The sequence below is a fragment of the Pseudomonas sp. BC42 genome (assembly GCF_021560055.1).
Lineage (GTDB): Bacteria > Pseudomonadota > Gammaproteobacteria > Pseudomonadales > Pseudomonadaceae > Aquipseudomonas.
In genome coordinates this window covers 2671658-2694258 of record NZ_CP091067.1, presented here as the reverse complement: position 1 = coordinate 2694258, position 22601 = coordinate 2671658, and the positions used below count along the sequence as shown (strand labels likewise).

The 22601-nt window shown below is 67.4% G+C and carries 19 protein-coding genes and 2 riboswitches; of the genes, 4 read left to right on the top strand and 15 right to left on the bottom strand.

From position 1 onward, the window contains the following. Positions 1-44 precede the first annotated feature (44 nt). Genes L1O02_RS12585 through L1O02_RS12575 form a run of 3 tightly spaced genes read right to left on the bottom strand, consistent with a single transcriptional unit; the run spans position 45 to position 4151 of the window. Positions 45-1385, bottom strand: coding sequence for an MFS transporter (locus L1O02_RS12585; protein ID WP_060843987.1), 1341 nt, complete (start codon positions 1383-1385; stop codon positions 45-47). Positions 1386-1428: 43 nt separating this feature from the next. Next, the gene (locus L1O02_RS12580) at positions 1429-2970 is read right to left on the bottom strand and encodes an AMP-binding protein (protein WP_060839950.1); all 1542 of its coding nucleotides are present in this window, start codon (positions 2968-2970) and stop codon (positions 1429-1431) included. Positions 2971-2972: 2 nt separating this feature from the next. After that, positions 2973-4151: an acetyl-CoA acetyltransferase gene (locus L1O02_RS12575; RefSeq protein WP_060839951.1), complete on the bottom strand. Its 1179-nt coding sequence runs from the start codon at positions 4149-4151 to the stop codon at positions 2973-2975. 145 nt (positions 4152-4296) lie between these two features. On the opposite strand from L1O02_RS12575, the gene L1O02_RS12570 reads away from it, so the two are divergent. Then, complete coding sequence (locus L1O02_RS12570; protein WP_016967597.1) at positions 4297-4869, top strand: LuxR C-terminal-related transcriptional regulator; 573 nt, start codon at positions 4297-4299, stop codon at positions 4867-4869. Here the strand turns inward: L1O02_RS12570 and L1O02_RS12565 are convergent. The 12 genes from L1O02_RS12565 to cobW all read right to left on the bottom strand — a co-directional run bounded on the left by L1O02_RS12565 (position 4862) and on the right by cobW (position 20523). Continuing rightward, positions 4862-5392, bottom strand: a complete 531-nt coding sequence (locus L1O02_RS12565; RefSeq protein ID WP_060839952.1) for a hypothetical protein — start codon at positions 5390-5392, stop codon at positions 4862-4864. The two genes, L1O02_RS12570 and L1O02_RS12565, sit on opposite strands and share 8 nt — an antisense overlap. Positions 5393-5474: 82 nt before the next feature. Beyond that, positions 5475-5987 carry a hypothetical protein gene (locus L1O02_RS12560; protein ID WP_060839953.1) on the bottom strand — a complete coding sequence of 171 codons (513 nt, stop codon included), beginning with the start codon at positions 5985-5987 and terminating at the stop codon, positions 5475-5477. 81 nt (positions 5988-6068) lie between these two features. Further along, a complete protein-coding gene (locus tag L1O02_RS12555) occupies positions 6069-7043 on the bottom strand; it encodes a cyclase family protein (RefSeq protein WP_060839954.1) in 975 nt (324 codons plus the stop codon). 381 nt (positions 7044-7424) lie between these two features. After that, positions 7425-8183: an SDR family oxidoreductase gene (locus L1O02_RS12550; protein ID WP_060839955.1), complete on the bottom strand. Its 759-nt coding sequence runs from the start codon at positions 8181-8183 to the stop codon at positions 7425-7427. Positions 8184-8228: 45 nt separating this feature from the next. Then, complete coding sequence (locus L1O02_RS12545) at positions 8229-9677, bottom strand: aldehyde dehydrogenase family protein (protein WP_060843990.1); 1449 nt, start codon at positions 9675-9677, stop codon at positions 8229-8231. Positions 9678-9682: 5 nt separating this feature from the next. Beyond that, the gene (locus L1O02_RS12540) at positions 9683-10795 is read right to left on the bottom strand and encodes a tartrate dehydrogenase (RefSeq protein WP_235759997.1); all 1113 of its coding nucleotides are present in this window, start codon (positions 10793-10795) and stop codon (positions 9683-9685) included. A gap of 161 nt (positions 10796-10956) precedes the next feature. After that, positions 10957-11859, bottom strand: a complete 903-nt coding sequence (locus tag L1O02_RS12535; RefSeq protein ID WP_235759996.1) for a LysR family transcriptional regulator — start codon at positions 11857-11859, stop codon at positions 10957-10959. Positions 11860-11928: 69 nt separating this feature from the next. Continuing rightward, positions 11929-13575: a phospholipase D-like domain-containing protein gene (locus L1O02_RS12530; protein ID WP_235759995.1), complete on the bottom strand. Its 1647-nt coding sequence runs from the start codon at positions 13573-13575 to the stop codon at positions 11929-11931. A 307-nt stretch (positions 13576-13882) separates the two neighbouring features. Continuing rightward, complete coding sequence (locus tag L1O02_RS12525; RefSeq protein ID WP_235759994.1) at positions 13883-14611, bottom strand: VWA domain-containing protein; 729 nt, start codon at positions 14609-14611, stop codon at positions 13883-13885. Continuing rightward, positions 14536-15543, bottom strand: coding sequence for an AAA family ATPase (locus tag L1O02_RS12520; protein WP_060843994.1), 1008 nt, complete (start codon positions 15541-15543; stop codon positions 14536-14538). Before L1O02_RS12520 ends, L1O02_RS12525 begins: the two co-directional genes overlap by 76 nt. A gap of 132 nt (positions 15544-15675) precedes the next feature. Further along, on the bottom strand, positions 15676-19449 hold the full coding sequence (gene cobN, locus L1O02_RS12515) for a cobaltochelatase subunit CobN (protein WP_235759993.1): 3774 nt from the start codon (positions 19447-19449) through the stop codon (positions 15676-15678). Between the two features lie 3 nt (positions 19450-19452). Continuing rightward, positions 19453-20523: a cobalamin biosynthesis protein CobW gene (cobW, locus tag L1O02_RS12510; RefSeq protein ID WP_060843996.1), complete on the bottom strand. Its 1071-nt coding sequence runs from the start codon at positions 20521-20523 to the stop codon at positions 19453-19455. 97 nt (positions 20524-20620) lie between these two features. After that, a riboswitch (cobalamin riboswitch) is annotated at positions 20621-20833 on the bottom strand. Positions 20834-20906: 73 nt separating this feature from the next. Then, positions 20907-21140: riboswitch (cobalamin riboswitch) on the top strand. 96 nt (positions 21141-21236) lie between these two features. Here cobW and L1O02_RS12505 point away from each other — a divergent pair. From L1O02_RS12505 to L1O02_RS12495, 3 genes are read left to right on the top strand one after another with little or no spacing between them, the layout of a single operon-like run. Further along, positions 21237-21425 carry a CbtB-domain containing protein gene (locus tag L1O02_RS12505; RefSeq protein ID WP_060839964.1) on the top strand — a complete coding sequence of 63 codons (189 nt, stop codon included), beginning with the start codon at positions 21237-21239 and terminating at the stop codon, positions 21423-21425. Positions 21426-21436: 11 nt separating this feature from the next. Next, the gene (locus tag L1O02_RS12500; RefSeq protein ID WP_060843997.1) at positions 21437-22138 is read left to right on the top strand and encodes a CbtA family protein; all 702 of its coding nucleotides are present in this window, start codon (positions 21437-21439) and stop codon (positions 22136-22138) included. After that, on the top strand, positions 22135-22548 hold the full coding sequence (locus L1O02_RS12495) for a cobalamin biosynthesis protein (protein WP_060839966.1): 414 nt from the start codon (positions 22135-22137) through the stop codon (positions 22546-22548). The genes L1O02_RS12500 and L1O02_RS12495 overlap by 4 nt, the downstream gene beginning before the upstream one ends. Positions 22549-22601 lie beyond the last annotated feature (53 nt).

Here is a 22601-nt window from a genome sequence, read left to right as displayed (position 1 = left end):
CTCGGATCTGGTCGGTCGCGCCACCGACCAGATCCGCGCTTGGCTCATGCGCCGACGGTGGGCAGGCTCAAGGCGGCGTCTGACTGCCTTGCCGGGTGCTCCGTGGCACAGGCAACGAAGTCTTCCTTGCGCAGCACCACCAGGGCAATCAGCGACGCCACGCCGGTGGCCACGTAGAAGTACCAGGGCGCGGTGATGTCGCCGGTGAGCTTGATCAGCCAGGTGGAAATCAGCGGCGCGCTGCCGCCGAACACCGCCACCGGAATGTTGTAGGCCACGGCGATACCAGTGGAGCGGATGCGGGTGGGCAGCAGTTCGCTCATCAGCGCGTAGGTCGACGACGCGTAGAGCCCGAACAGGATCGCCACCGCCATCAACGGCCAGAACAGCGTGGCCGGAGTGGCGTTGGGCGCGGTCTTGAAGAACCAGTACATGGCCAGGGTAGCCAGGGTGCCGATCACCATCAGGAACGGCTTTCGGCCGTAGCGGTCGGTGAAGGCTCCGCCCAGGGGCATGACCAGGGCCGCCGAGAGGCTGGCGACGAACACATAGAGCAAGGTGGTGCCACTGTCGAACTTGAGGGTGTTGGACATGTAGGTCGAGGCGAAGGTCAGCACCAGGTAAAAGATCGAGCTATGCAGGGTGATGATGAAAAACACCAGGGCAATCGAGCGTTTCCACTGCCAGACTTCGCGCAGTGGCGCCTTGGAGGTCTCTCCGGCCTGCACCAGGGCGAGGAACTCCGGGCTGTCTTCAAGCTTCAGGCGGATGTACAGGGAAATGAAGCCCAAAGGACCGGCGAGCAGGAACGGAATGCGCCAGCCCCAGTCCTGCATCACTTGCGCCCCCAGGCCCCAGGTCATGCCGTTGGCCACCGCGCCGCCCAGCAACAGACCGAGCACCGCGGTGACCATCAGCCAGCAAGTGGCGAAGCCGCGGCGCCCGGGGCCGGCGTATTCGGCAATGAAGCTGGTGATGGTGCCGATCTCGCCACCGGCGGAAAACCCCTGCACACAGCGGATCAGCACCAGGATGACCGGCGCGGCGATGCCGATGCTGGCGTAGGTCGGCAACAGGCCCAGGAGGAAGGTCGAGCCGGCCATCAGCACCAGCACCGTGATCAGGGTCCGGCGCCGGCCGATGCGGTCCGCCAACGGACCAAAGAACAGGCCGCCCAGGGGCCGGATGAAAAAGCTCAGGGCAAAGGCCGCGAAACTCGCCAGCAGGCTGCTGGTGGGGTCATCGGAGACGAAGAACGCCTTGCCGATGTACAGCGCCAGAAAGCCGTAGACGCCGTAGTCGTACCACTCGATCAAGTGGCCGGAGGTGGCGCCGATAAAGGCCCGGCGCCGCTGGCGCTGGGGGTTGCAAGAGGACACGTCCATGTTGGGAGACTCCTGTCGTACTGCGGTCCATGGGAAAGTGCGTTCAGCGGTCGGTAACGGCCCCGGTCGGGTCCTGCAGCCACTGACGCAAGCGGGTCTTGAGAATCTTGCCGTAGCTGTTCTTCGGCAGCTCGGCGCAAAACAGGTATTTGCGCGGTTTCTTGAACGACGCCATGCGCGTCACGAACCACTGGTTGAGCACCTGCGGGTCCAGGCCGTCGGGGTCGCGCGCAACCACGAAGGCCACCACCGACTCGCCCCATTCGGCATCCGCCTGGCCCACCACGCACACCTCGAACACCTGGGGATGCTGCATCAGCACCTCCTCCACTTCCCGCGGGTAGATGTTGCTGCCGCCGGAAATGATCACGTCCTTGGAGCGGTCGGTCAGGGTCAGGAAGCCGCGGCTGTCGAGGAAACCGATATCGCCGGTGAGCAACCAGCCCTCCACCAGGGTCGCCCGGGTAGCGGCCGGGTTGTCCCAGTAGCCGTGCATCACCGGGGCGCCGCGCACGGCGATTTCCCCGGGCTCGCCGGCCGGCAGGGGCTGTCCCCGGGGATCGAGGATGCGCACTTCGACACAGGCATGCGGGCGCCCCACCGACGCCGCCAGCGCCGGCCAATCCGGGTGCTGGCGCTCGGCGATCAGCTCCCGGGACAGCGCGCTGATGCTCATCGGGCACTCGCCCTGGCCGTAGATCTGCACCAGCCGCGGGCCGAAGGTGTCCAGGGCCTGGGCCAGGTCCGCCCGGTACATCGGTGCCCCACCGTAGACGATGGTCTTGATGCCCGTGCCGTCATAGCCTTGCTGCCGGGCCTGCTCGACCATGCGCTTGACCATGGTCGGCGCGGCAAACAGGCTGACCTGCCCCAGTTCCTGCGCCAGCCCGAACAGCTCTGGCGCATCGAACCCCCGGGACTCCGGCACCACGTGCCGGGCACCACAGCGCACGTGAATGAAGTTGTACAGCCCGGCACCGTGGGACATCGGCGCGGCATAGACCAGCGCATCGCCGGCCTGCACCGGATCGACATCCAGCGGGTAGCACAGCGACATGGCGATCAGGTTGCCGTGGGACAGCATCACCCCCTTGGAACGGCCGGTGGTGCCCGAGGTGTAGAACAGCCAGGCCAGCTCATCGTCGGCGCACGGCCAGGGCTCGCGCAGTTCGCCGTCCGGGGCGCCCGCCGGCGCCGGCATGACTTCGCCGGGCAGCTCGCGGCAATCGGCGGGCAGATCCTGCAGCTCGAAGGTCCGGCCGCCGTCGGTGAAGATCAACCTGGCCCCGGCATTGCCGACGATCCAGGCCGCCTCCCGCGGATGCAACTTGCTGTTGACCGGCACCGCCACCGCCCCGCTCCACCAGATGGCGTAGAGCAGTTCCAGGTAGTCGCAGCTGTTCTTCATCAGCAAGGCCACCCGGTCCCCGGCGGCGATGCTGTGGTCGTGCCGCAGGTGCAGGGCGCGGGCCCGGACCCGCGCGGCAAAACCCTGGTAGTCGGCCACCTGGCGGCGGCCCTCGAACAGCGCCGGGCGCTGCGGCCAGCGTTGGGCCGCGTCCAGCAGCCAATGGGCGATGTTCATGCTCAGGCCCTGAGCGCTTGCAGGACCGTGGCGTAGTTGGCCACGGCCATCCCGCCCATGTTGAACAACAGGCCGAACTCGGCCCGGGGCACGCCCAGGCCAATCGGCTCGCCGATCAATTGGCGAAAGCCCAGGGCATGCATCGACACGCCGGTGGCCCCCACCGGGTGGCCCTTGGCCTTGAGCCCGCCGGACAGGTTGACCGGCAAACGGCCGCCGTGGCGCACGATGCCCTCGTCCAGGGCCCGATGGCCTTCGCCCTTGGGCGCCAGGCCCATGGCTTCATAGATCAGCAGCTCGGCGATGGTGAAGCAGTCGTGGACCTCGGCAAAGCTCATGTCTCCCAGGCTGACCCCGGCCTCGCGCAAGGCGCCGTGGATGGCCCGCTGCGGACCGTCAAAGGCCAGGATGTCGCGACTGGCCATCGGCAGCAGGTCATTGACCTGGCTCAGGGCGCGGATCGCCACTTCGCGCCGGAACAAACGCGCGCGCTGCGGCGAAGCCAGGACAATCGCCGCCGCACCGTCACTGATCAGCGAGCAGTCGGTGAGGCGCAAGGACGGCGCGATCAGCGGATTGCTCTGGGACACCTGGTTGCAATGCTCGAAGTCCATCGCTCGGTGCATCTGCGCCAGCGGGTTGGCCATGGCATTGCTGTGGTTCTTCACCGCGATCGCCGCCATCGAGGCCAACGGGCTGTGGTAGCGCTCGGTGTACTGCTGGGCGACCCGGGCAAACAGCTGCGCAAAACTCAGGCCGGCTTCCGCGGGATCGTTCTGGTAACCGGCACCGGCCAGGGCTTGGGTGACCTCGGCGGTGGAGTTGCTGGTCATCTTTTCCGCGCCCACCACCAGCACCAGTTCAGCGGCGCCACTGCGGATCGCATTGACCCCCGCGAGGATCGCCGCCGAGCCCGAGGCGCAGGCATTTTCGCAACGGGTGGCCGGTTTGAAGCGCAATTGCGGGTCGGCCTGGAGCATCAGCGAGGCGGGAAAGCCGTCCGGCACCAGGCCTGCGTTGAAATGCCCGAGAAACAGTGCATCGATCTCGGCGGCATCGATCGCGGCATCCGCCAGGGCCTCGCGGGTGACCTGGACGATCAGGTCCTCCAGGGTCAGCCCCTGGAGACGACCGAACGATGTGTGGGCGGCAGCGACGATGGATACGGAAGCATGATTCATGGTGATTTTCTTCTGTGCTTGAAGCGGACGTTCCCTACAATGGCGAGCGCCACAATCAGACGCTAGTTGGGGCAACTACGTACAACAGTAAGTAGTGCCCCCCGCGCCAGAGCGGCGCAACGACTTCCACGAGGCAGGATGCCCCATGACCGTATATGCCCAGCAGCTCCAGGACCTAGAGCGCCTGGCCTTCCAGGTTTCCCCCGCACCGCAGTTGATCACCGGGCATCGGCGCATGCTCGACTGCAACCAGGCGTTCCTGCGCCTGTTCGGCTATGAGCGCGAACAGTTGCTCGATCACCTGACCCTGTTGCTGTACCCGTCCCAGGCCGACTACCAGAGCATTGGCGAGCGCAGCGAACACTGGCTGCGCAACGGCCAGGGCGCGTCCTACACGGACGAACGCTTTATGCAGCACCGCAACGGCGAAGTGTTCTGGGCCCGGGCCCATGGTTTTTCCCTGACCCCGGACGATCCGTTCGGGCTGATGATCTGGCACTTCGAACGCCTGGACCGGCAACTGGCGCCCACCGTGCGCCTGACCCCACGCGAGCGCGAGATATCGCTGCACATCGTCAACGGCCTGACCTGCAAGGAAGTGGCGCGCAAACTGGCGATTTCCCACCGCACGGTGGAGGTGCACCGCGCCCGCCTGATGAAGAAGCTGCAGGCCAAGAACAGCGCCGAGCTGGTGTCGAAGATCATCTACATCAGCTAGGGGCTTGCCCCAGCACTTCGCTGGCGCTCAGCCGCAGCAACTTCAAGGGCCCGATCGTCCCGCCCTCCAGGCTGCCGCCCTGGTTCAACACCTTGTTCGCCGCGTTCATCTCGGCGCTGTGTTGCGTCACGCTGACAAAGGTGCCGTGGGGCAACTCCTCGCTCCAACCCGCTTCGAGCGTGTTGTAGGCCAGCATCAGCGCGGCGGTGAAATAGTGCTGGCTGGAAACCGGGATCTGCACCTCCTGGTCATTGTCGTCGTAGGCGATGAAGTGACCGACGAAGGTCTCCACCCCCAGGCGCTTGAGCAGCGGCCAGCTCAGGGCCGAGGGCACGAAGGCGTTGAGCTTCTCGGCGACGATGGCCGAGTAGCCACGGGCCTGGAGCATCTGCACGATCTCGTCTTCGCTGGCCTTGGGGTGGGCGCCCATCACTTGCAGGGCTTCGACCACGGCCTGGTGGGCGGTCTGGTGGTCAGGGTAATCGGCGCAATGCGCGCAGTTGGGCGGGCAGGTATCGGTCACGGGAGGCGAAGGTCCATATCGGTCTCAAAAAAAACAGCCGCAGGGTAACCCCATGACCTGCGGCCCGCCAGTGCCCGGGCGCTTACTCAAGCGCCGCCCTGGCATCCAGACGCAGCAGTTGCACGGGCTCCAGGGTGGACCCCTGCAGGGACTCCCCGGCATACAGCGCCTCGTTGGCCATGGCCATTTCGGCGCTGCGGCCAGCCACCATTTCGTAGGTCTTGCGCGGCAGCACCTCGCTCCAGCCGTTTTCGAAGGTGTTGTAGGCCAGGGTCAGCGCGGCGGTGAAGTAGTGCTGATCGGCCACCGGAACCCGGACCTCCTCGCCCGCCTCATCCAGGGCGATGAAGTGGTTGGGCAGGTGTTTCACCCCCAGGCGCTTGAGCACGATCCAGGCCAGGGCCGATGGCACGAAGGCGTTGAGTTTTTCCGCGGCGATGGCCGAGTAGCCACGCGCCTGCAGCAGTTGGACGATGTCGTCCTCGCTGGCCTCGGGGTGGTCGGCCATCAACTCCAGGGTATCGAGTACGCCCTGATGGGCATTGGCGTGATCCAGGCAGCAGCTGCAGTCCGGCGGGTGCGAATCGTCATGCATGATCGGTCGATGATCCCTATCGGTCTTGGTGAGGGGGCGCAGGATAAACCCTGCGCCCGCCTCTCCACCAGCAAGCGCCGCCTACTTGATGACGATGGGGTTCACCGGTGCCCCGCTGCCGCCGACGATCTTCAACGGCGCAGCGGTGTAGAGGAAGGTCCACTGGCCGTCGGCGGCGCAATCCTCGGCCAGGTCTTCGAGCAGCACGATCTCGGTGAAGGCGATCCCCAGGTTGCGCATCAGCGCGCAGTGCAGCGGGATCTGCACCCCGGACACCGGGTCGGTGATCACTTCGTTGGCGATGGTGTCGGTGACCAGGTTGGGGATCTCCATCTGGTTGAACCAGTCCACCAGTTCGCGGCTGTAGGTCAGCCCGGGCTCCACCAGGTCCTTGAAGAACTCGGTCTTGCCGTACTCGTAGAAGGCGCCCATGGAGCCGGTGCGGATGATCAGGATGTCGCGTTTCTCGATGGCCACGCCCTGGGCCTTCGCGGCAGCCAGCAGGTCCAGGTGATTGAAGGTCTCGCCGCGGCCCAGGTACTTCTTGCCGCGATGCCGGGCCATGTCGATCAGCACCGCGCGGCCCACCACGCCGCGCTCGGCAATCGGCAGCACGCTGGCCTTGGCCATGCCGCCGACGGTGCTGCTGGCGTCGTAGCCGTTCCACAGCTGGTTGTCGTACCAGGCGTGGCCCAGGGCGTCGTACTGGGTCGAGCCCTGCAACTGCATGAAGATCACGTCGTCGCAGTACTCGGCACCGCCGGTCATCGACGGCTGCTTGCCGGCCTGATAGTGGCTGCGGTCCAGGGTATTGAAGCGCATCGAAGGGTTGCGCGCCGGCCACATCGGGTCACCGCCGGGGTGGCCGATCTGCACCTGCAGGGTGAAGGTCTTGCCCTGGCGCACCGCGGCGACACCGCGCAGCACCTCGGCCTGTTGCAGGTAGTTGAGGGCGCCAACCTCGTCGTCCGGCCCCCATTTGCCCCAGTTCTTTGGCAGGCCTTCAAGCAACTGCCGGGTATTGGGGTGGTGCTTGTCGTTATCGATCCCACACATGTCGAATGCACTCCATTGATTGGGTTGAAGCGGGCGAAAATACCCGCGGGGCCTTGCTTGGGAGATCAACCATCACCCCAGGCGCCCTCTGGAACTGTGCGGCCCTGCGGGCCGTTCGCAGCCTGCGGCAGCGACTACACCAGCCCGGATTGGCACTGGCTGTAGCCGCTGCCGAGCCTCGGCGAGGCTGCGAAAAGGCCCGCAGGGCCTTGCCTGGCGATCAACCGTCAACCCCCGGCACCCGCTCGGGCCTTGCCTGGCGATCAACCGTCACCCTCAGGCGCCCTCTGGAACTGTGCGGCCCTGCGGGCCGTTCGCAGCCTGCGGCAGCGGCTACACAAAGCACGGATTACCCCCGGGCCTGGAGGGTTTTACAGATCATCAGACGCAACGTCCACCATCCACTTCCAGGCAGGTGCCGGTGATGAATGCCGCTTCGTCGGAGGCCAGGTACAAGCAGGCGTTGGCCACGTCCTGGGGGGTGGAGAAGCGCCCCAGGGGAATGGTGGCCATGAATTTCTGGCGGTTTTCCGGGGTGTCCGGCACCCCCATGAACTCACTGAGCAGCGCCGTGGCGCCCACCACCGGGTTGACGCAGTTGACGCGGATGTTGTCCGGCCCGAGCTCGGCGGCCATGGTCTTGCTCATCACCACCACCGCGCCCTTGCTGCCGTTGTACCAGACCAACCCCGGACGCGGGCGGATCGCCGCGGTGGAGGCAATGTTGATGAACACCCCGCCACCCTGGCCGCGAAAATGCGGCACGAAGTGCTTGGCGCTGAGGAAGATGCTTTTCACGTTGACCGCGAACACCCGGTCGAACTCGGCCTCGTCGACTTCCAGCATCGGCCGGTTGCGGTGGGTGGTGCCGGCGTTGTTGACCACGATGTCCAGGCCCCCGTATTGCTCCAGGGTGTTGCGCAGCAAGGCGCCAACGCTGGCGTCCTGGGCCACGTTGACCTCGATGAAGTGGGCCTGGCCGCCGGCGGCGCGGATCTCGTCCACCACCCGCTGGCCGCCGTCGGGGTTCATGTCGGCGACGATGACGTTGGCGCCCTGCTGGGCGAAGGTTTTGGCGATGCCTTCACCAAAGCCGGAACCGGCGCCGGTGACGATGGCAGTCTTGTTGGCTAGACGCATGGAAGTGACTCCTGTTTTTGTTGTTATGGACCGCCGTGGCGGCCGTCAGTCGTGGCGAATGGCGATGGTCTTCAAGGTGGTGAAACCCAGCAGTGCCTCGAAGCCCTTCTCCCGGCCATACCCACTGGCCTTGACCCCGCCAAAGGGCAGTTCGACGCCGCCGCCGGCGCCGTAGTTGTTGATGAACACCTGGCCGCAGCGCAGCTTGTGGGCCATGCGCAACTGCCGCGCGCCGTCCCGGGTCCAGACCCCGGCCACCAGGCCGAAGGCGCTGTCGTTGGCCAGGCGAATGGCTTCGGCCTCGTCTTCGAAGGGCATCACCGCCAGCACCGGGCCGAACACCTCCTCCCGGGCCAGGCGGCTGTCTGGCGGCACATCGCGAAACAGCACCGCCTCGTGGAAGTAGCCGCCGCTGCCGGCCTCGGCCACCACCTGCCCGCGCGCCGCCACCGGGATGCCGGCGGCCTCGGCCTCGCGGACAAACGCCTGGACCTGGCGCAGCTGCTTCTGATTGATCAGCGGGCCCATGTCCAGGTCCAGCTCCGAGGGCCCGGCGCGCAGTTGGCCAAAGCACTGGGCCAGGCGTTCCAGCAGCGGTTCATAGAGGCTGCGTTGCACCAGCAGGCGGCTGCCGGCGGAACAGGTCTGCCCGCAGTTCTGCACGATGGCGTTGATCAGCACCGGCAGCGCGCGCTCCACATCGGCGTCGGCGAAGACGATCTGCGGCGACTTGCCCCCCAGTTCCAGGGTCACCGGGCAATGGCGCTGCGCGGCGGCCTTGGCCACCAGGGCGCCGGTGCCGGTGGAGCCGGTGAAGGAGATATGCGCCACCCCGGGATGAGCGCACAGCGCCGCGCCGGCTTCATGGCCGTAGCCGCTGACCACGTTGATCGTGCCCGCGGGGAAGCCGACCTGGGCCGCCAGTTCCGCCAGCCGCAACAGCGACAGGCTGGCGTCCTCGGCAGGCTTGACCACGCAGGCGTTGCCCGCCGCCAGGGCGGCACCGACGCTGCGGCCGAAGATCTGCATCGGGTAGTTCCAGGGAATGATGTGCCCGGTGACGCCATGGGGCTCGCGCACCGTGAGCACGGTGTAGCCGGCCTGGTAGGGCAAGGTGTCGCCGTGCAGCTTGTCGGCGGCCCCGGCGTAGTACTCGAAGTAGCGCGCCAGGGCCGTGGCGTCGGCCCGGGCCACCTTCAGCGCCTTGCCGGTGTCCCGGGCCTCGATCTGCGCCAGCTCTTCGTGGTGCTCCAGCACCGCCTGGCCCAGGCGCGCCAGCAAGCGCCCGCGCTCCAGGGCCGACAGGCCGCCCCAAGGCCCGTCGAAGTTGTCGCCCAGGGCCCGTTGCGCGGCCTGCACCGCCAGGTCGATGTCCTCGGCGGTGCCGCGGGCGATGCACGCGTAGGCGATGCCGGTGCTGGGGTCGAGTACCGGAATGTCCTCGGCCCAGGACGAGGCTTGCCATTGGTTGTCGATGTAGTGTTCGAGGCTCATTTTCATCAGCTCCTGTTGCCAGCCAGACACTCGGCAATCGCCCGCCCGACTTCCACGGTGCTGGCGTTGCCACCCATTTCCCGGGTGCGCGGGCCTTCGGCGAGCACCGTCTCGATGCTCTGGACAATCGCCGCCGCGGCCCGCTGGTAAAGCTCATCGCCCTGCCCCAGGTGCTCGATCATCAGCGCCGCCGACCAGATCTGGCCGATCGGGTTGGCCACCCCAAGACCGGCGATGTCCGGCGCCGAGCCATGCACCGGCTCGAACAGCGAAGGGTACAGGCGCTCCGGGTTGAGATTGGCCGAGGGCGCGATGCCGATGGTGCCGGTGCAGGCCGGGCCGAGGTCGGAAAGGATGTCGCCGAACAGGTTGGAGGCCACCACCACATCGAACCAGTCCGGGTGCTGGACGAAGTGCGCGCAGAGAATGTCGATGTGGAACTTGCGCGTGTCGACCTCGGGGTAGGCCTTGGCCAGCGCCTCCACTCGCTCGTCCCAGAACGGCATGGTGATGGCGATGCCATTGGACTTGGTGGCCGCCACCAGGTTGCGCCGGGGCCGGCGGCTGGCCAGCTCGAAGGCGTACTTCACCACCCGGTCGACGCCGTGGCGGGAGAACACCGACTCCTGCAGGGCTATCTCCCGCGGGGTGCCCTCCCACATGCGGCCGCCGACGCTGGAATACTCGCCCTCGGTGTTTTCCCGGACCACGATGAAATCGATGTCCCCCGGCACCCGCCCGGCCAGCGGGCACGGCACCCCGGGCATCAGCCGCACCGGGCGGATATTCACGTACTGGTCGAACTGGCGGCGGATCTTCAGCAATGAATCCCACACCGCAATGTGGTCGGGGACGATGTCCGGCGCGCCCACGGCGCCGAAGAAGATCGCCTCGTGGTCGCCGATCTGCTCGGCCCAGTCCGCGGGCATCATGCTGCCGTGGGCCTGGTAGTGCTCGCTGCACCAATTGAAATGATCGAACTGCAAGGCGATGCCGAAGCGCCGGCTGACGGCTTCCAGCACGCGCAGGCCTTCGGGAACCACCTCGCGGCCGATGCCGTCACCGGCGATCACCGCAATGCGATGGGGAGGTTTTACAGCGGGATTGATCCTGGACAAGCCGTCTCTCCTGGTCTGACGTGTTGTTGTTATGGAGGCAGGTCAAGCGCACGGGCGAGCCCATTCTGGGCACGGGGAAGCGGCCAGGGGAATTGCTCATTGTGGAAACCGCCTTCGCAAAATTCGAAGGCGCGTCAGAAAGGTCCTGCCTTGAGCAACGACTAGCCAGCCTGCGTCTCGGCCTGCCCGCAGCCGGCCAGGTAGTCGAAAAGCTCGCGACTGGCCAGGGACGGTTGCTCCCGGCGTCGGCAGAGGAACATCTGGCGGTCGGCCCAGGCATCGTCGATTTCGATAAAACGCAAGGCCATCTCCTTGCGGAAAATCTGCACCGCGCCCAGGGGCAGCACTCCCACGCCCTGCCCGGCGGCGATCAGCCGGCACACCGCCTCGAAGCTGCGCACCTGCACCCGCAGGCGCAGGGGCATGCTCACCGCAGCCGCGGCTTCGGTGATCAGCGAGGTGATGGCGGCATTGTCCTCCAGGCCGACGAAGTCATAGCCCAAGAGGTCCTGGAAGCGCGCATGGCTCATCCTGAACGGGTGCTCCCGGGGCACGATCAGGCACAGCCGGTCGCGGCAATAAGGGATGTAGTGCAGGTCCTGGCCCTGCGGGCGCGTGGTGACGATGCCCACATCGGCCACACCGTCACGCACGGCGAGGATGATCTCGCGGCTGCGCTCCTCGCGGATGTCCACGCGAATGCCCGGATGCAGGTCGCTCCACTGGGTCAGCTGCCGGGGCAGCTCCTGGCTCATCGCCGAGCTGTTGGCATAGAGGCTGACCCGGCCGGTGGCGCCCTTGGCGAAGTCGGCCAGGTCGGCGTGCATCACATCCACCGCCCGCAGGATGCTCCGCGCGTGCTCGGCCAGGGCCTGCCCCGCCGCCGTCGGCTGGACCCCAGTGGAAGTACGGATCAGCAGCGCCACCTTGAAATGCTGCTCCAGCAGCGACAGGCGCCGGCTGGCGGCCGACAGCGACAGGTGCGACTGCTCGGCGGCCCGGGACAGGTTGCCCAGGGTCAGGGCCTTGAGAAACAGCTCGATGGAAGTCAGGTCCGGGGCCATGGCAGGTTCCTTGTGCGCGGTCGGTGGAAACTACCCAGTCGGGCCGCCCCTGTCCAACCTGCGCCGGCTTCAACGCCCGGAAAAACGCAGCCGCGATAGCTGGCGCAGATCCCCTTCCAGGTAGTAGGCGTTGCTCCAGCTGTCGTCCACCGCCAGCGGCTGCACCTGCTTGAGGGCCAGCTGTTTGGCGAAATAGCGGAACCGGTAGTGCTCGTAGAAGCGCAGCAGTTCCAGGCCGTAGCGGTCCGCCAGGTCGGTGTCGCCACGGATGATCAGGAAGTTCTCGTCGTTGCTCTGGCTGGCGCCGACGCTGAGGTTGTGGCTGCCGCTGATGATCACCGGTGAGTCGCTGGTGAAGTCGGTGACGATGGCCTTGGTGTGCACCAGCAGGTTGCCCTTCTGGCCCTTGAGCCCCTCCTTGAGCCAGCCCTCCAGGCCGTTGTTGAGCAGCGCGGTGGCGGCGAACTCGGCGGTGCGGTCGGCGTGGAAACCGGTGATGCGGCTGGCGGTGTTCTGCAGGCCGTAGCGCAGCACATCGTCATGGGGCTGGCCGAGCAAGGCATCGAGAATGCTGTCGGGCAAGGCGAAGGCGGTGACGAACAGCAGGTCGCGGCGAGCGCCGTTGATGATCTCGACGAATTCGCTCAGGTCGCCCTGGCCGCTGCGCGGGGAAAACCCGGCGAACAGCGGTGCATCGGCTTGCATGGGGTTGTGCCGGGTCAGCCATTGACGGGTGGCGCCGACGTCCGCCGGGGTCGCCCAGACCTGTTCGAACACCTCCAGGTAGCGCGCGGCAAGCTCGGCGCGGTCGAGGCTGTGCAGCACGTTGGCCTGGCGGTAGACGCCGTTGGCGGTGAAGTTGGTGCTGCCGCAGAGCACCGATTGCGGCTGGCGCTGGCCGGTGGCGTCGAGGCGGCTGAGGACGATGAACTTGTCGTGGAAGATGGCGTGGGTCACCCGCCCGCGTTTGTTGGCCTCGGGCAGGTGCTGCAGGCTGGCCTGGTTCATCGTGGTGTCGTCGTCCCCGGGGCCAGCGTGGTACAGCACCCGTACTTGCACGCCACGATCGAAGGCAGCGTTGACCGCGTCAACGACGGCCTGCAACTGGTACTCGTAGATGGCGATGTCCAGGCTCCAGCTGGCGTCCGTGGCACGCTGGATAAAGCCCAGCAGCTCCTCCAGCAGGCCGTTTTCCAGCCATTGCCTGGGCGCGTCCGGCCAGTCCTCGATGGGCAGGTTCCTGTTGGCGCTGAGCAGCGCATCGAGCTCGGGAAACTTGCGCGAGAAGGCCTGACTGGCGGCCACCGCGCGATTGAAGATCACCCGCTGCCCCGGCGGCTGGCCGTTGTCGGCGTCGATGCTCAGTTCCAGGGCCTCGCCCAGTTGCGGCGCCTCGGGGCTGCCGTACACCAGGTGCACCCGGTAGTTGAGGGTGGTGCCGGGGTGGACCGCGTAGTCGGCCCAACGAAACTTCTGCAGCGGCGCCTGATCGCTGGGGGTGGCGTTGTATTGCGGGAAGCTGTGGGCCTTGCCGGGAAAGGTCAGGCTGTTGAACAGGAACAGCCAGGGCTTGCTGCCGCTCTGCTTCTCGATGGCGAAGCCCAGCAGCCCCTTGCGCCGTGACGCATCCAGATCCATGGCCAGCAACACCCCATTGGTCCCGGCATAGGCCTTGACCCGGAAATCGTCCTTATCGTTACGCACCAGTACCCGCATCGCTTCACTCCTGTGTTGGCGCAGGCAGTGTAGCCGCTGCCAAGCCTCGGCGAGGCTGCGTAAAGGTCCGCAGGACCTTGTCTGGCGATCGACCGACGAACCTCTGGCGCTCTCAGGGTTTTTGCGGCCCTGCGGGCCGTTCGCAGCCTGCGGCAGCGGCTACAACCTCGCATTGGTGTAGCCGCTGCCAAGCCTCGGCGAGGCTGCGTAAAGGTCCGCAGGACCTTGCCTGGCGATCGACTGACGAGTCTCTAGCGCTCTCAGGGTTTTTGCGGCCCTGCGGGCCGTTCGCAGCCTGCGGCAGCGGCTACAGGTCGATGTGTTGGTAGGCGGCGTTGAGGCCGGCGGCCAGTTCCCGGGCGCGGCCCAGGCGGATCGGGCCGCGTTCGATGTCGAGCAGCAGGGTCGGGCAGTTCAGGGGCTGCAGCGGCGGCAGGCTTTTCAGGCGGCCGTCGGTGATCAGCAGTACGCGCTGCTGTTCCGCCGGCAGGCGCCGCTGGCGCTGTTCCAGCCACCGGGCCGCTTCGCTCAGGGCTTGTGGCAAGGGGGTGCCGCCAGCAGCACCGAGGCCGTCGAGCCAGTGCCGCAAGTCCTTGGAGGCCTTCAGGCCCTGGACCTGCCAGTTCGGCGCGCGGCCGCTGGCGGTGAGCAGGGCCAGGCGCGCGCGCTGGCGGTAGGCGTCGTCGAACAGTTGCGCCAGCAGGCCCTTGGCGTCGCTCAGGGCGCTGTGACGACGGGTCGAGGCCGAGGCGTCGACGATCACCAGCCACAGCTCATGGGGCGCGCGGCTGCGCAGGCGAAACAGCAGGTCTTCACGCAGCCGTGGCCGGCCCTTGAGCAAGGTGCCGGGCCAGTCGATCGCGCCGCTGCCGGCGGTGCGACTGGCGCCGTGCCGACCTTGATCCAGATGCCCCGCCCGGGGCTTGGCATCCGCCCCCCGGTCACTCTGGGGGCGGATGCCTAGGGCTTTTTTGGCCAGCTGGGCACTTCTCGACGGGCGCCGGTGGGCAAGGCCTGGGCCGGCATTTCGCCCCATTGACCCTGGCCTTCGCTGGGGTTGGCGTTGGTGGATGCCGGTGCCTGGGGGCTTGGCCCCGATGCCGGCGCGCTGGGCGCAGTCTCCCGCCGCCGGTGGCGCAAGGCGAACTCGGCCACGGCGTCGATATCTTCCTCGGCAATCGCCGGAGCACCGCGCCAGGCCGCGTGGGCGCGGGCCGCGCGCAGCCAGACCAGGTCGGCGCGCAGGCCGTCCACGGCAGCGGCAAAGCAGCGCTCGGTGATCAGCGCCAGGGCCTGGTCGTCCAGCGGGATGCCGGCCAGGGCCGCCCGCGCCTGCTGGCAACGCTCGCGCAATGCGGCCTGGGCCGGAGCCCACTGGGCGCAGAAGCCCAAAGGATCGCTGTCGAAATCCAGGCGGCGGCGGATGATCTGCCCGCGTTCTTCGGGGGCCGGCTGGCCGCTCAAGGCGACGTTGAGGCCGAAGCGGTCCAGCAGTTGCGGGCGCAGTTCGCCCTCTTCCGGGTTCATGGTGCCAATCAGCACGAACTTCGCCGAATGGCGGTGAGAAATGCCGTCGCGCTCGATCAGGTTGGTGCCGCTGGCGGCCACGTCCAGCAGCAGGTCCACCAGGTGATCGGGCAGCAGGTTGACTTCATCGACGTAGAGCACGCCACCGTCGGCCTTGGCCAGCACGCCGGGGGAAAACTGCGCGCGGCCTTCGCCCAGGGCGGCGTCCAGGTCCAGGGTGCCCACCAGGCGCTCTTCGCTGGCGCCCAGGGGCAAGGTGACGAACTGGCCGCTGGCCAAGAGATCGGCCAGGCCCCGGGCCAGGGTCGACTTGGCCATGCCACGGGGGCCCTCGATCAGTACGCCGCCGATCTTCGGGTCGATGGCGGTCAGGCACAGGGCCAGTTTCAGCGCTTCGGCGCCGACCACGGCGGACAGCGGAAAATGGGGGGTGTCGCTCATGTCGGGGGCTCGCTTGGGTCGGGTCGGTGGTGTCCAGGAGGACGCTTTCGCGAGCAAGCTCGCTCCTACAGGCATCGCATTGCCGTTGTAGGAGCGAGCTTGCTCGCGATCGAGTGCGCAGCACTCGCCGCCTCAGGAATCTTCTTCAATATCCAGCAACAGGTGCTCCAGGGCCTCGCGGTACTCGCCGGGCTCTTGCCACAGGCCGCGCTGCTGGGCTTCCAGCAGGCGCTCGGTCATGTCGCGCAGGGCGTGGGGATTATGCTGGCGGACGAACTCACGGGTCGAGTCGTCCAGCAGGTAGGCGTCCGCCAGCAAGGCGTACTGGTGATCGTCGATCAGCTCGGTGGTGGCGTCGAAGGCGAACAGGTTGTCCAGGGTCGCGGCCATTTCGAAGGCGCCCTTGTAGCCATGGCGCTTGACCCCTTCGATCCACTTCGGATTGGCCGCCCGGGAGCGGATCACCCGGTTCAGCTCTTCCTTGAGGGTGCGGATCTTCGGCAGGTCCGGCTGGCTGTGGTCGCCGTGATAGCTGGCGGCCTTGGCTCCGCTGAGGCTTTCCACCGCCGCCAGCATGCCGCCCTGGAACTGGTAGTAGTCGTTGGAATCCAGCAGGTCGTGCTCGCGATTGTCCTGGTTCTGCAGCACCGCCTGCACTTGCCCCAGGCGGGTGGCGAACTGCTCGCGGGCGGCGGTGCCTTCATCCTGGCCGCCATAGGCGTAGCCGCCCCAGTTCAGGTAGACCTCGGCCAGGTCTTCGCGGCTCTGCCACAGGCGACCGTCGATGGCGCCCTGGACCCCGGCGCCATAGGCCCCGGGCTTGGCGCCGAAGATCCGCCAGCCGGCCTGACGCGCCGCGCTGTCCTGGTCCAGGCCGGAGGCGATCAAGGCTGCGCGCTCGGCGCGGACCCTGGCCGCCAGCGGGTTCATGTCCTCAGGCTCGTCGAGGGCCGCCACCGCCTGCACCGCCGCGTCGAACAGGCGGATCAGGTTGGCGAAGGCGTCGCGGAAGAACCCGGACACCCGCAGGGTCACGTCGACCCGCGGCCGGTCCAGCAGGCTCAGGGGCAGGATCTCGAAATCGTCGACCCGCTGGCTGCCGGTGGCCCACACCGGGCGCACCCCCATCAGGGCCATGGCCTGGGCGATGTCGTCACCGCCGGTGCGCATGGTGGCGGTGCCCCAGACCGACAGGCCCAGGTGCAGCAGGTGATCGCCGTGGTCCTGCAGGTGGCGTTCGAGAATCAGGTTCGCCGACTGAAAACCGATGCGCCAGGCGGTGGTGGTGGGCAGGTTGCGCACGTCCACCGAATAGAAGTTGCGCCCGGTGGGCAGCACGTCGAGGCGCCCGCGGCTGGGCGCGCCGCTGGGCCCGGCGGGGACGAAACGCCCGCTCAGGGCCTCCAGCAGGCCGCGCATTTCCGCCGGGCCGCAGGCGTCCAGGCGCGGCGCGACCACCTCGCGCAGGCCATCGATAATGCTCTGCACCGGCTCCCAGCCGGGTTCATCCAGCTGCGCCAGCGGGCCCTGGAGCGCCGCCTCGATCAACTCGGCGGCATACAGCTCCAGGCGCTCGCGCGTATCGCCGGCGGTGCGCCAGAGCCCATCGCTGATCTGCCGCAACGGCTGCGGTCGGCGTCCGGTCCAGGGTTCGGCCAGGGCACAGTCCAGCGGATCGAAGCCCAGGCCGAAGGCCTTGGCCAGGGCCCGCAACAGGCTGGCGTGGGCGCCCTTGCCATCGCCCCGGGGAATGCGCAGCAAGGCCAGCAGGGTGTCGAGGCGCAAGCGGCCCTCGGGGGATTCGCCGAACACGTGCAGGCCATCGCGGATCTGCGACTCCTTGAGGTCGCACAGGTAGGTGTCCAGCCGCGGCAGCCAGATGGCGGCGTCGGCGTCGCTGTCGAGCGCGCCCTCCAGTTGCAGCTCGCGGTCGATATGGGTTTCGCGCACCAGCTGCAGGATGTCCCGTTGCAGCTCGCGGGCACGACGTGGGTCCAGCAGCTGGGCTTCGTAGTATTCGTCCGCCAGCAGTTCCAGGTTGCGCAGCGGGCCGTAGGTTTCGGCGCGGGTCAGCGGCGGCATCAGGTGGTCGATGATCACCGCCTGGGTGCGGCGCTTGGCCTGGGCGCCCTCCCCCGGGTCGTTGACGATGAACGGGTAGATGTTCGGCAGTGGCCCCAGCAGCGCGTCCGGCCAGCAGTTCTCCGACAGGCCGACGCCCTTGCCCGGCAGCCACTCCAGGTTGCCGTGCTTGCCGACGTGGATCAGCGCATGGGCGCCGTAGGCCTGGCGCAGCCAGAAGTAGAACGCCAGGTAGCCGTGGGGCGGCACCAGGTCCGGGTCGTGGTAGACCGCGCTGGGGTCCACCTGATAACCCCGGGCCGGCTGGATGCCGACGAAGGTCAGGCCAAAGCGCAGGCCGGCGATCATCATCCGCCCGTTGCGGAACATCGGGTCCTGCTGGGGTGCGCCCCAGCGTTGCAGCACCGCCTCGCGATTGGCAGGCGGCAGGGCCTGGAACATTGCCGCGTAGTCCTCCAGGGCCAGGCTTTGCAGGCACGGACGCTGGTCGAGGCTGTCCAGGTCGTTGCTGACCCCGCCCAGCAACTGCTGGATCAACTCGGTGCCGCTGGCGGGCAACTCGGCCGGCAGCGGATAGCCTTCGGCGTGCAGGGCCTTGAGGATGTTCAGCGCCGCCGCCGGGGTGTCCAGGCCGACGCCGTTGCCGATGCGCCCGTCGCGGGTCGGGTAGTTGGCCAGCACCAGGGCGATGCGCTTGTGGCCGTTGTCCAGGCGCCCCAGCTCGACCCAGCGCCGGGCCAGTTCGGCGACAAAGTCCATGCGTTCGGGCTGGCCGCGGTAGCACACCACGTCCGACTGGCTGCGCTCGCTGCGCCAGGCCAGGTCCTTGAAGCTGATGGGCCGGCTGATGATGCGTCCGTCCAGTTCCGGCAAGGCGATGTGCATGGCCAGGTCCCGCGGGCCCAGGCCCTGCTCGCTGTCGCGCCAGCCCGGTTCGTTGTCCTGGGCGCAGATGGCCTGGATCACCGGGATATTGCGGCGGAACGGCCGCAAGTGCGGCGCCTCGGGGCTGGACTGGGCAAAGCCGGTGGTGTTGAGGATCACCCCGGCCGCGGTTTCATCCAGCCAGTCTTCCACCTGGCTCAGGCAGCCGGGCTCCTTGAGGCTGGCCACCGCTATTGGCAAGGGGTTGAGGCCCACCGCCAGCAAACGCTGGCAGAACAGGTCGATAAATCCGGTGTTGGCTGCCTGCAGGTGGGAGCGGTAGAACAGCAGCGCCGCCACCGCTTGACCAGGCTGCCAATCGGCCTGCCAGTCGCTGAGGGCGGCCTGGCTCTTGTGCGGGTGATAGATCGCCGTGCGTGGCAGGGTCTGCGGTTCGCTCCAGGGGTAGTCGCGCCCCAGCAGGCCGCTGGCCAGGCAACGGTAGAAATTCAGCGCGTTGTCCCGCCCGCCCTGGCGCAGGAACTGCCACAGTCGATCGCGCTCGACGGGGCCCACGGTGCTCAGGTCGCTGAGTTCCGGGTCCGGGCGGTCGTCCCCCGGCACCAGGATCAGTTGCACCCCGCGCTGGGACAGCTCCACCAGCCGCTCGACGCCGTAGCGCCAGTAGCCGATGCCGCCGTGCAGGGAGATCAGGATCACCTTGGCGTGGCGCAGCACCTGGTCGACATACAGGTCCACCGAAGCGTGGTTCTGCACCTGCATCGGGTTGGCCAGGCGAAAGCTGGGGTAATCCTCGGGCAACTGCTCGGCGGCATCCGCCAGCAGCGCCAGGCTGGAGTCGCCGCTGCACAGGATCACCAGCTCGGCGGGGGTTTGTCCAAGGTCGGCAATGTTGTCATCCGACACGAAACCGCCGGGCTGGGTCCTGAGCAGGTGCATGGCTTACACGCTGAGGGCGGCGCGCAGTTGCGCTTCGAGTTGGGCGGCGTCCAGCTCCTGGCCGATCAGTACCAGGCGCGTGGTGCGGGCTTCGTCAGCGCCCCACTTGCGGTCGAAGTGCTTGTCGAAGCGGGTGCCCACGCCCTGGATCAGCAGGCGCATCGGCTTGTTGGGGATCGCGGCAAAGCCCTTGACCCGCAGGATGCCGTGCTTGACCACCAGCTGGGTCAGGGCGTCCAGCAGCAGGCTTTCGTCGGCCTGGGGCAGTTCGATGGAGATGGAATCGAAGGCGTCGTGATCGTGGTCGTCGTGATCGTCATCGCCGTCGTGGTGATGGTCGTGGTGGCTGTGACGGCTGTCGATGTGTTCCTCGGAACCCGCGCCCAGGCCCAGCAGCACGTCCAGCGGCAGGCGGCCGCTGCTGGCTTCGATGACTTTCACCGCCGGCGGCAGTTCTTCGGCCACTTCCAGGCGCACCTTGGCCAGGTCTGCGGGGTCGATCAGGTCGGTCTTGTTGAGGATCACCAGGTCGGCGCTGGACAGCTGGTCGGCGAACAGCTCGTGCAGCGGCGATTCGTGGTCCAGGTTGGGGTCGAGCTTGCGCTGGGCGTCCACTTGGTCGGGGAACGCGGCGAAGGTGCCGGCGGCCACGGCCGGGCTGTCGACCACGGTGATCACCGCGTCGACGGTGCAGGCGCTGCGGATTTCCGGCCACTGGAAGGCCTGGACCAGGGGCTTGGGCAGGGCCAGGCCGGAGGTTTCGATGAGGATGTGGTCCAGGTCGCCACGGCGCGCCACCAGTTCGCGCATCACCGGGAAGAACTCTTCCTGCACGGTGCAGCACAGGCAGCCGTTGGCCAGCTCGTAGACCCGGCCGCTGGCCTCTTCTTCAGTGCACCCGATGGAGCATTGCTTGAGGATCTCGCCGTCGATGCCCAGCTCGCCGAACTCGTTGACGATCACCGCGATGCGCCGGCCCTGGGCGTTGTCCAGCATGTGCCGGAGCAAGGTGGTCTTACCCGAGCCAAGGAAGCCGGTGACGATGGTGACGGGAAGTTTGGCCAGTGTTTTCATCGGATGCCCCTTGGCAAAGGTGGCGGGCATACGGGACGAGAGCCGCAGCGCAGAGGCGCGCGGAGATTTCGCCACCGGATCACCCCGCCCGGTTGTAGTGAGAATCTGGGATCGAGGCAGGTCTCCTGGCTGAGGGCTTGCCAGTCGTCGGACCGGCGGTTGCTGCGCCTTCCCGCCGGCGTTCTGGACGCGCAGGCAGTGGCCTTGCAGAAACGAAACCCTTCACAGTTGCGGGGGCAGCCGCGGCATCGACCGCGTTCCCTTCTTAGCTTCGACCGCCGGCCGAAGAACCTCGAACGCGCAAGGCTACGCAGAGCGCGGGGGACGGTCAATCGGCAATGCAGCGCCTCGCGCAATTGACGGCATCACCCCGCCCGTGATTTGCTACGCGCCTTGTTACGGGTGCCCTTCACAGGGTGAAACGGGAAACCGGTGAATCACGTGCTTAACTAAAAAGGCCGTGACCAGTCCGGTGCTGCCCCCGCAACGGTAAGCGAGCGAAGTGTCAGATCCACTGTGCCAAGGCATGGGAAGGCGACACTTGCCGGCACGGTACGACATGAGTCGCCCCCTGCCCCTCGCGAGCCCGGAGACCGGCCCGCAACACACACATAACAAACCCGCGGTGGGCGGGCGCTGTTGCAAACCCTGCGTGCTCCTCACGCGGGGTTTTCCTGCGCTCCTCCCCCGCCGACAATCCAAAGGGAAGCGCCATGTCGATCATCAGCAGCACCAGCCATTCCGCCAGCAGCACCTCCACCCTGAGCCAGCGTCTGGTGGCCGCCATCGGCGCGTCGCTGCTGGGCGCCTGCCTGGTGTATTTCGCCGGTTTCTCCCATATCGAAGCGGTGCACAACGCCGCCCACGACACCCGTCACAGCGCCGCCTTCCCTTGCCACTGAGACCTGCCGACATGATCAAGCGTATTGCGCAAACCGCAGGGTTCACCGGGCTGCTGGCGGCCCTGCTGCTGACCCTGCTGCAAAGCTTGTGGGTCGCTCCGCTGATCCTGCAGGCGGAAACCTATGAACAGGCCCCGGCCGCCCAAACTCATGAGCACGCCGCCGGCGCCATGGCCGCGCACAGCCACGATGCCGAGGCCTGGGAGCCGGAAGACGGCTGGCAGCGCACCCTGTCCACCACCGGCGGCAACCTGGTAGTGGCGGTCGGCTTCGCCCTGATGCTGGCCGGGCTCTACACCCTGCGCGCGCCCAACCGTGCCTCGCAAGGCCTGCTCTGGGGGCTGGCCGGGTATGCGACCTTCTGCCTGGCCCCCACTCTGGGCCTGCCGCCGGAATTGCCGGGAACCGCAGCCGCCGACCTGGTGCAGCGCCAGGTGTGGTGGATCGGCGCTGCCGCTTCTACTGCCGTGGGCCTTGCCCTGATCGTGTTCGCCGGCCACTGGCTGCTGAAACTGCTGGGCGTGGCGATTATCGCCGTGCCCCACGTGATCGGCGCGCCCCAACCTGAAGTGCACTCGATGCTGGCGCCAGAAGCCCTGGAAGCACAGTTCAAGATTGCCTCGCAGCTGACCAATGCCGCCTTCTGGCTGGCCCTGGGCCTGATCAGCGCCTGGCTGTTCCGGCGCAAGAACACGGACCTGTACCCGGCATGATCGAAAGGCGCGCGGCGCCGGCCCTGGTGGTCGGCCTGGGGTGCCAGAAGGGCTGCCCGGTGACCACGCTGCGCGCCCTGCTTGAGCAGGTGCTGCAAGCCCACGGCCTGGAGAGCGGGCAACTCCTGGCCCTGGCCAGCATCGACTTGAAGCGCAGCGAGCCCGGCCTGCTGCAACTGGCGGATCAACTGGCCCTGCCGCTGACCTGCTTCAGCAGCAGTCAACTGGCGCCTTTTGCCTCGCGCCTGAGCCACCGCTCCCAGATCGCCTTTGAACACAGCGGCTGCTACGGCGTTGCCGAAAGCGCCGCCCTGGCCTTGGCCGAACAGTTGCACCCCGGCCCGGCCCGGCTGTTGATCCCCCGCCAGAAATACGCCCAGGCCACCCTGGCATTGGCCGCCAGCCGGTAGACTGGCCGACAATTCCCCGTCGCGAACATGAACATCGTTCATCTGCGACCCTG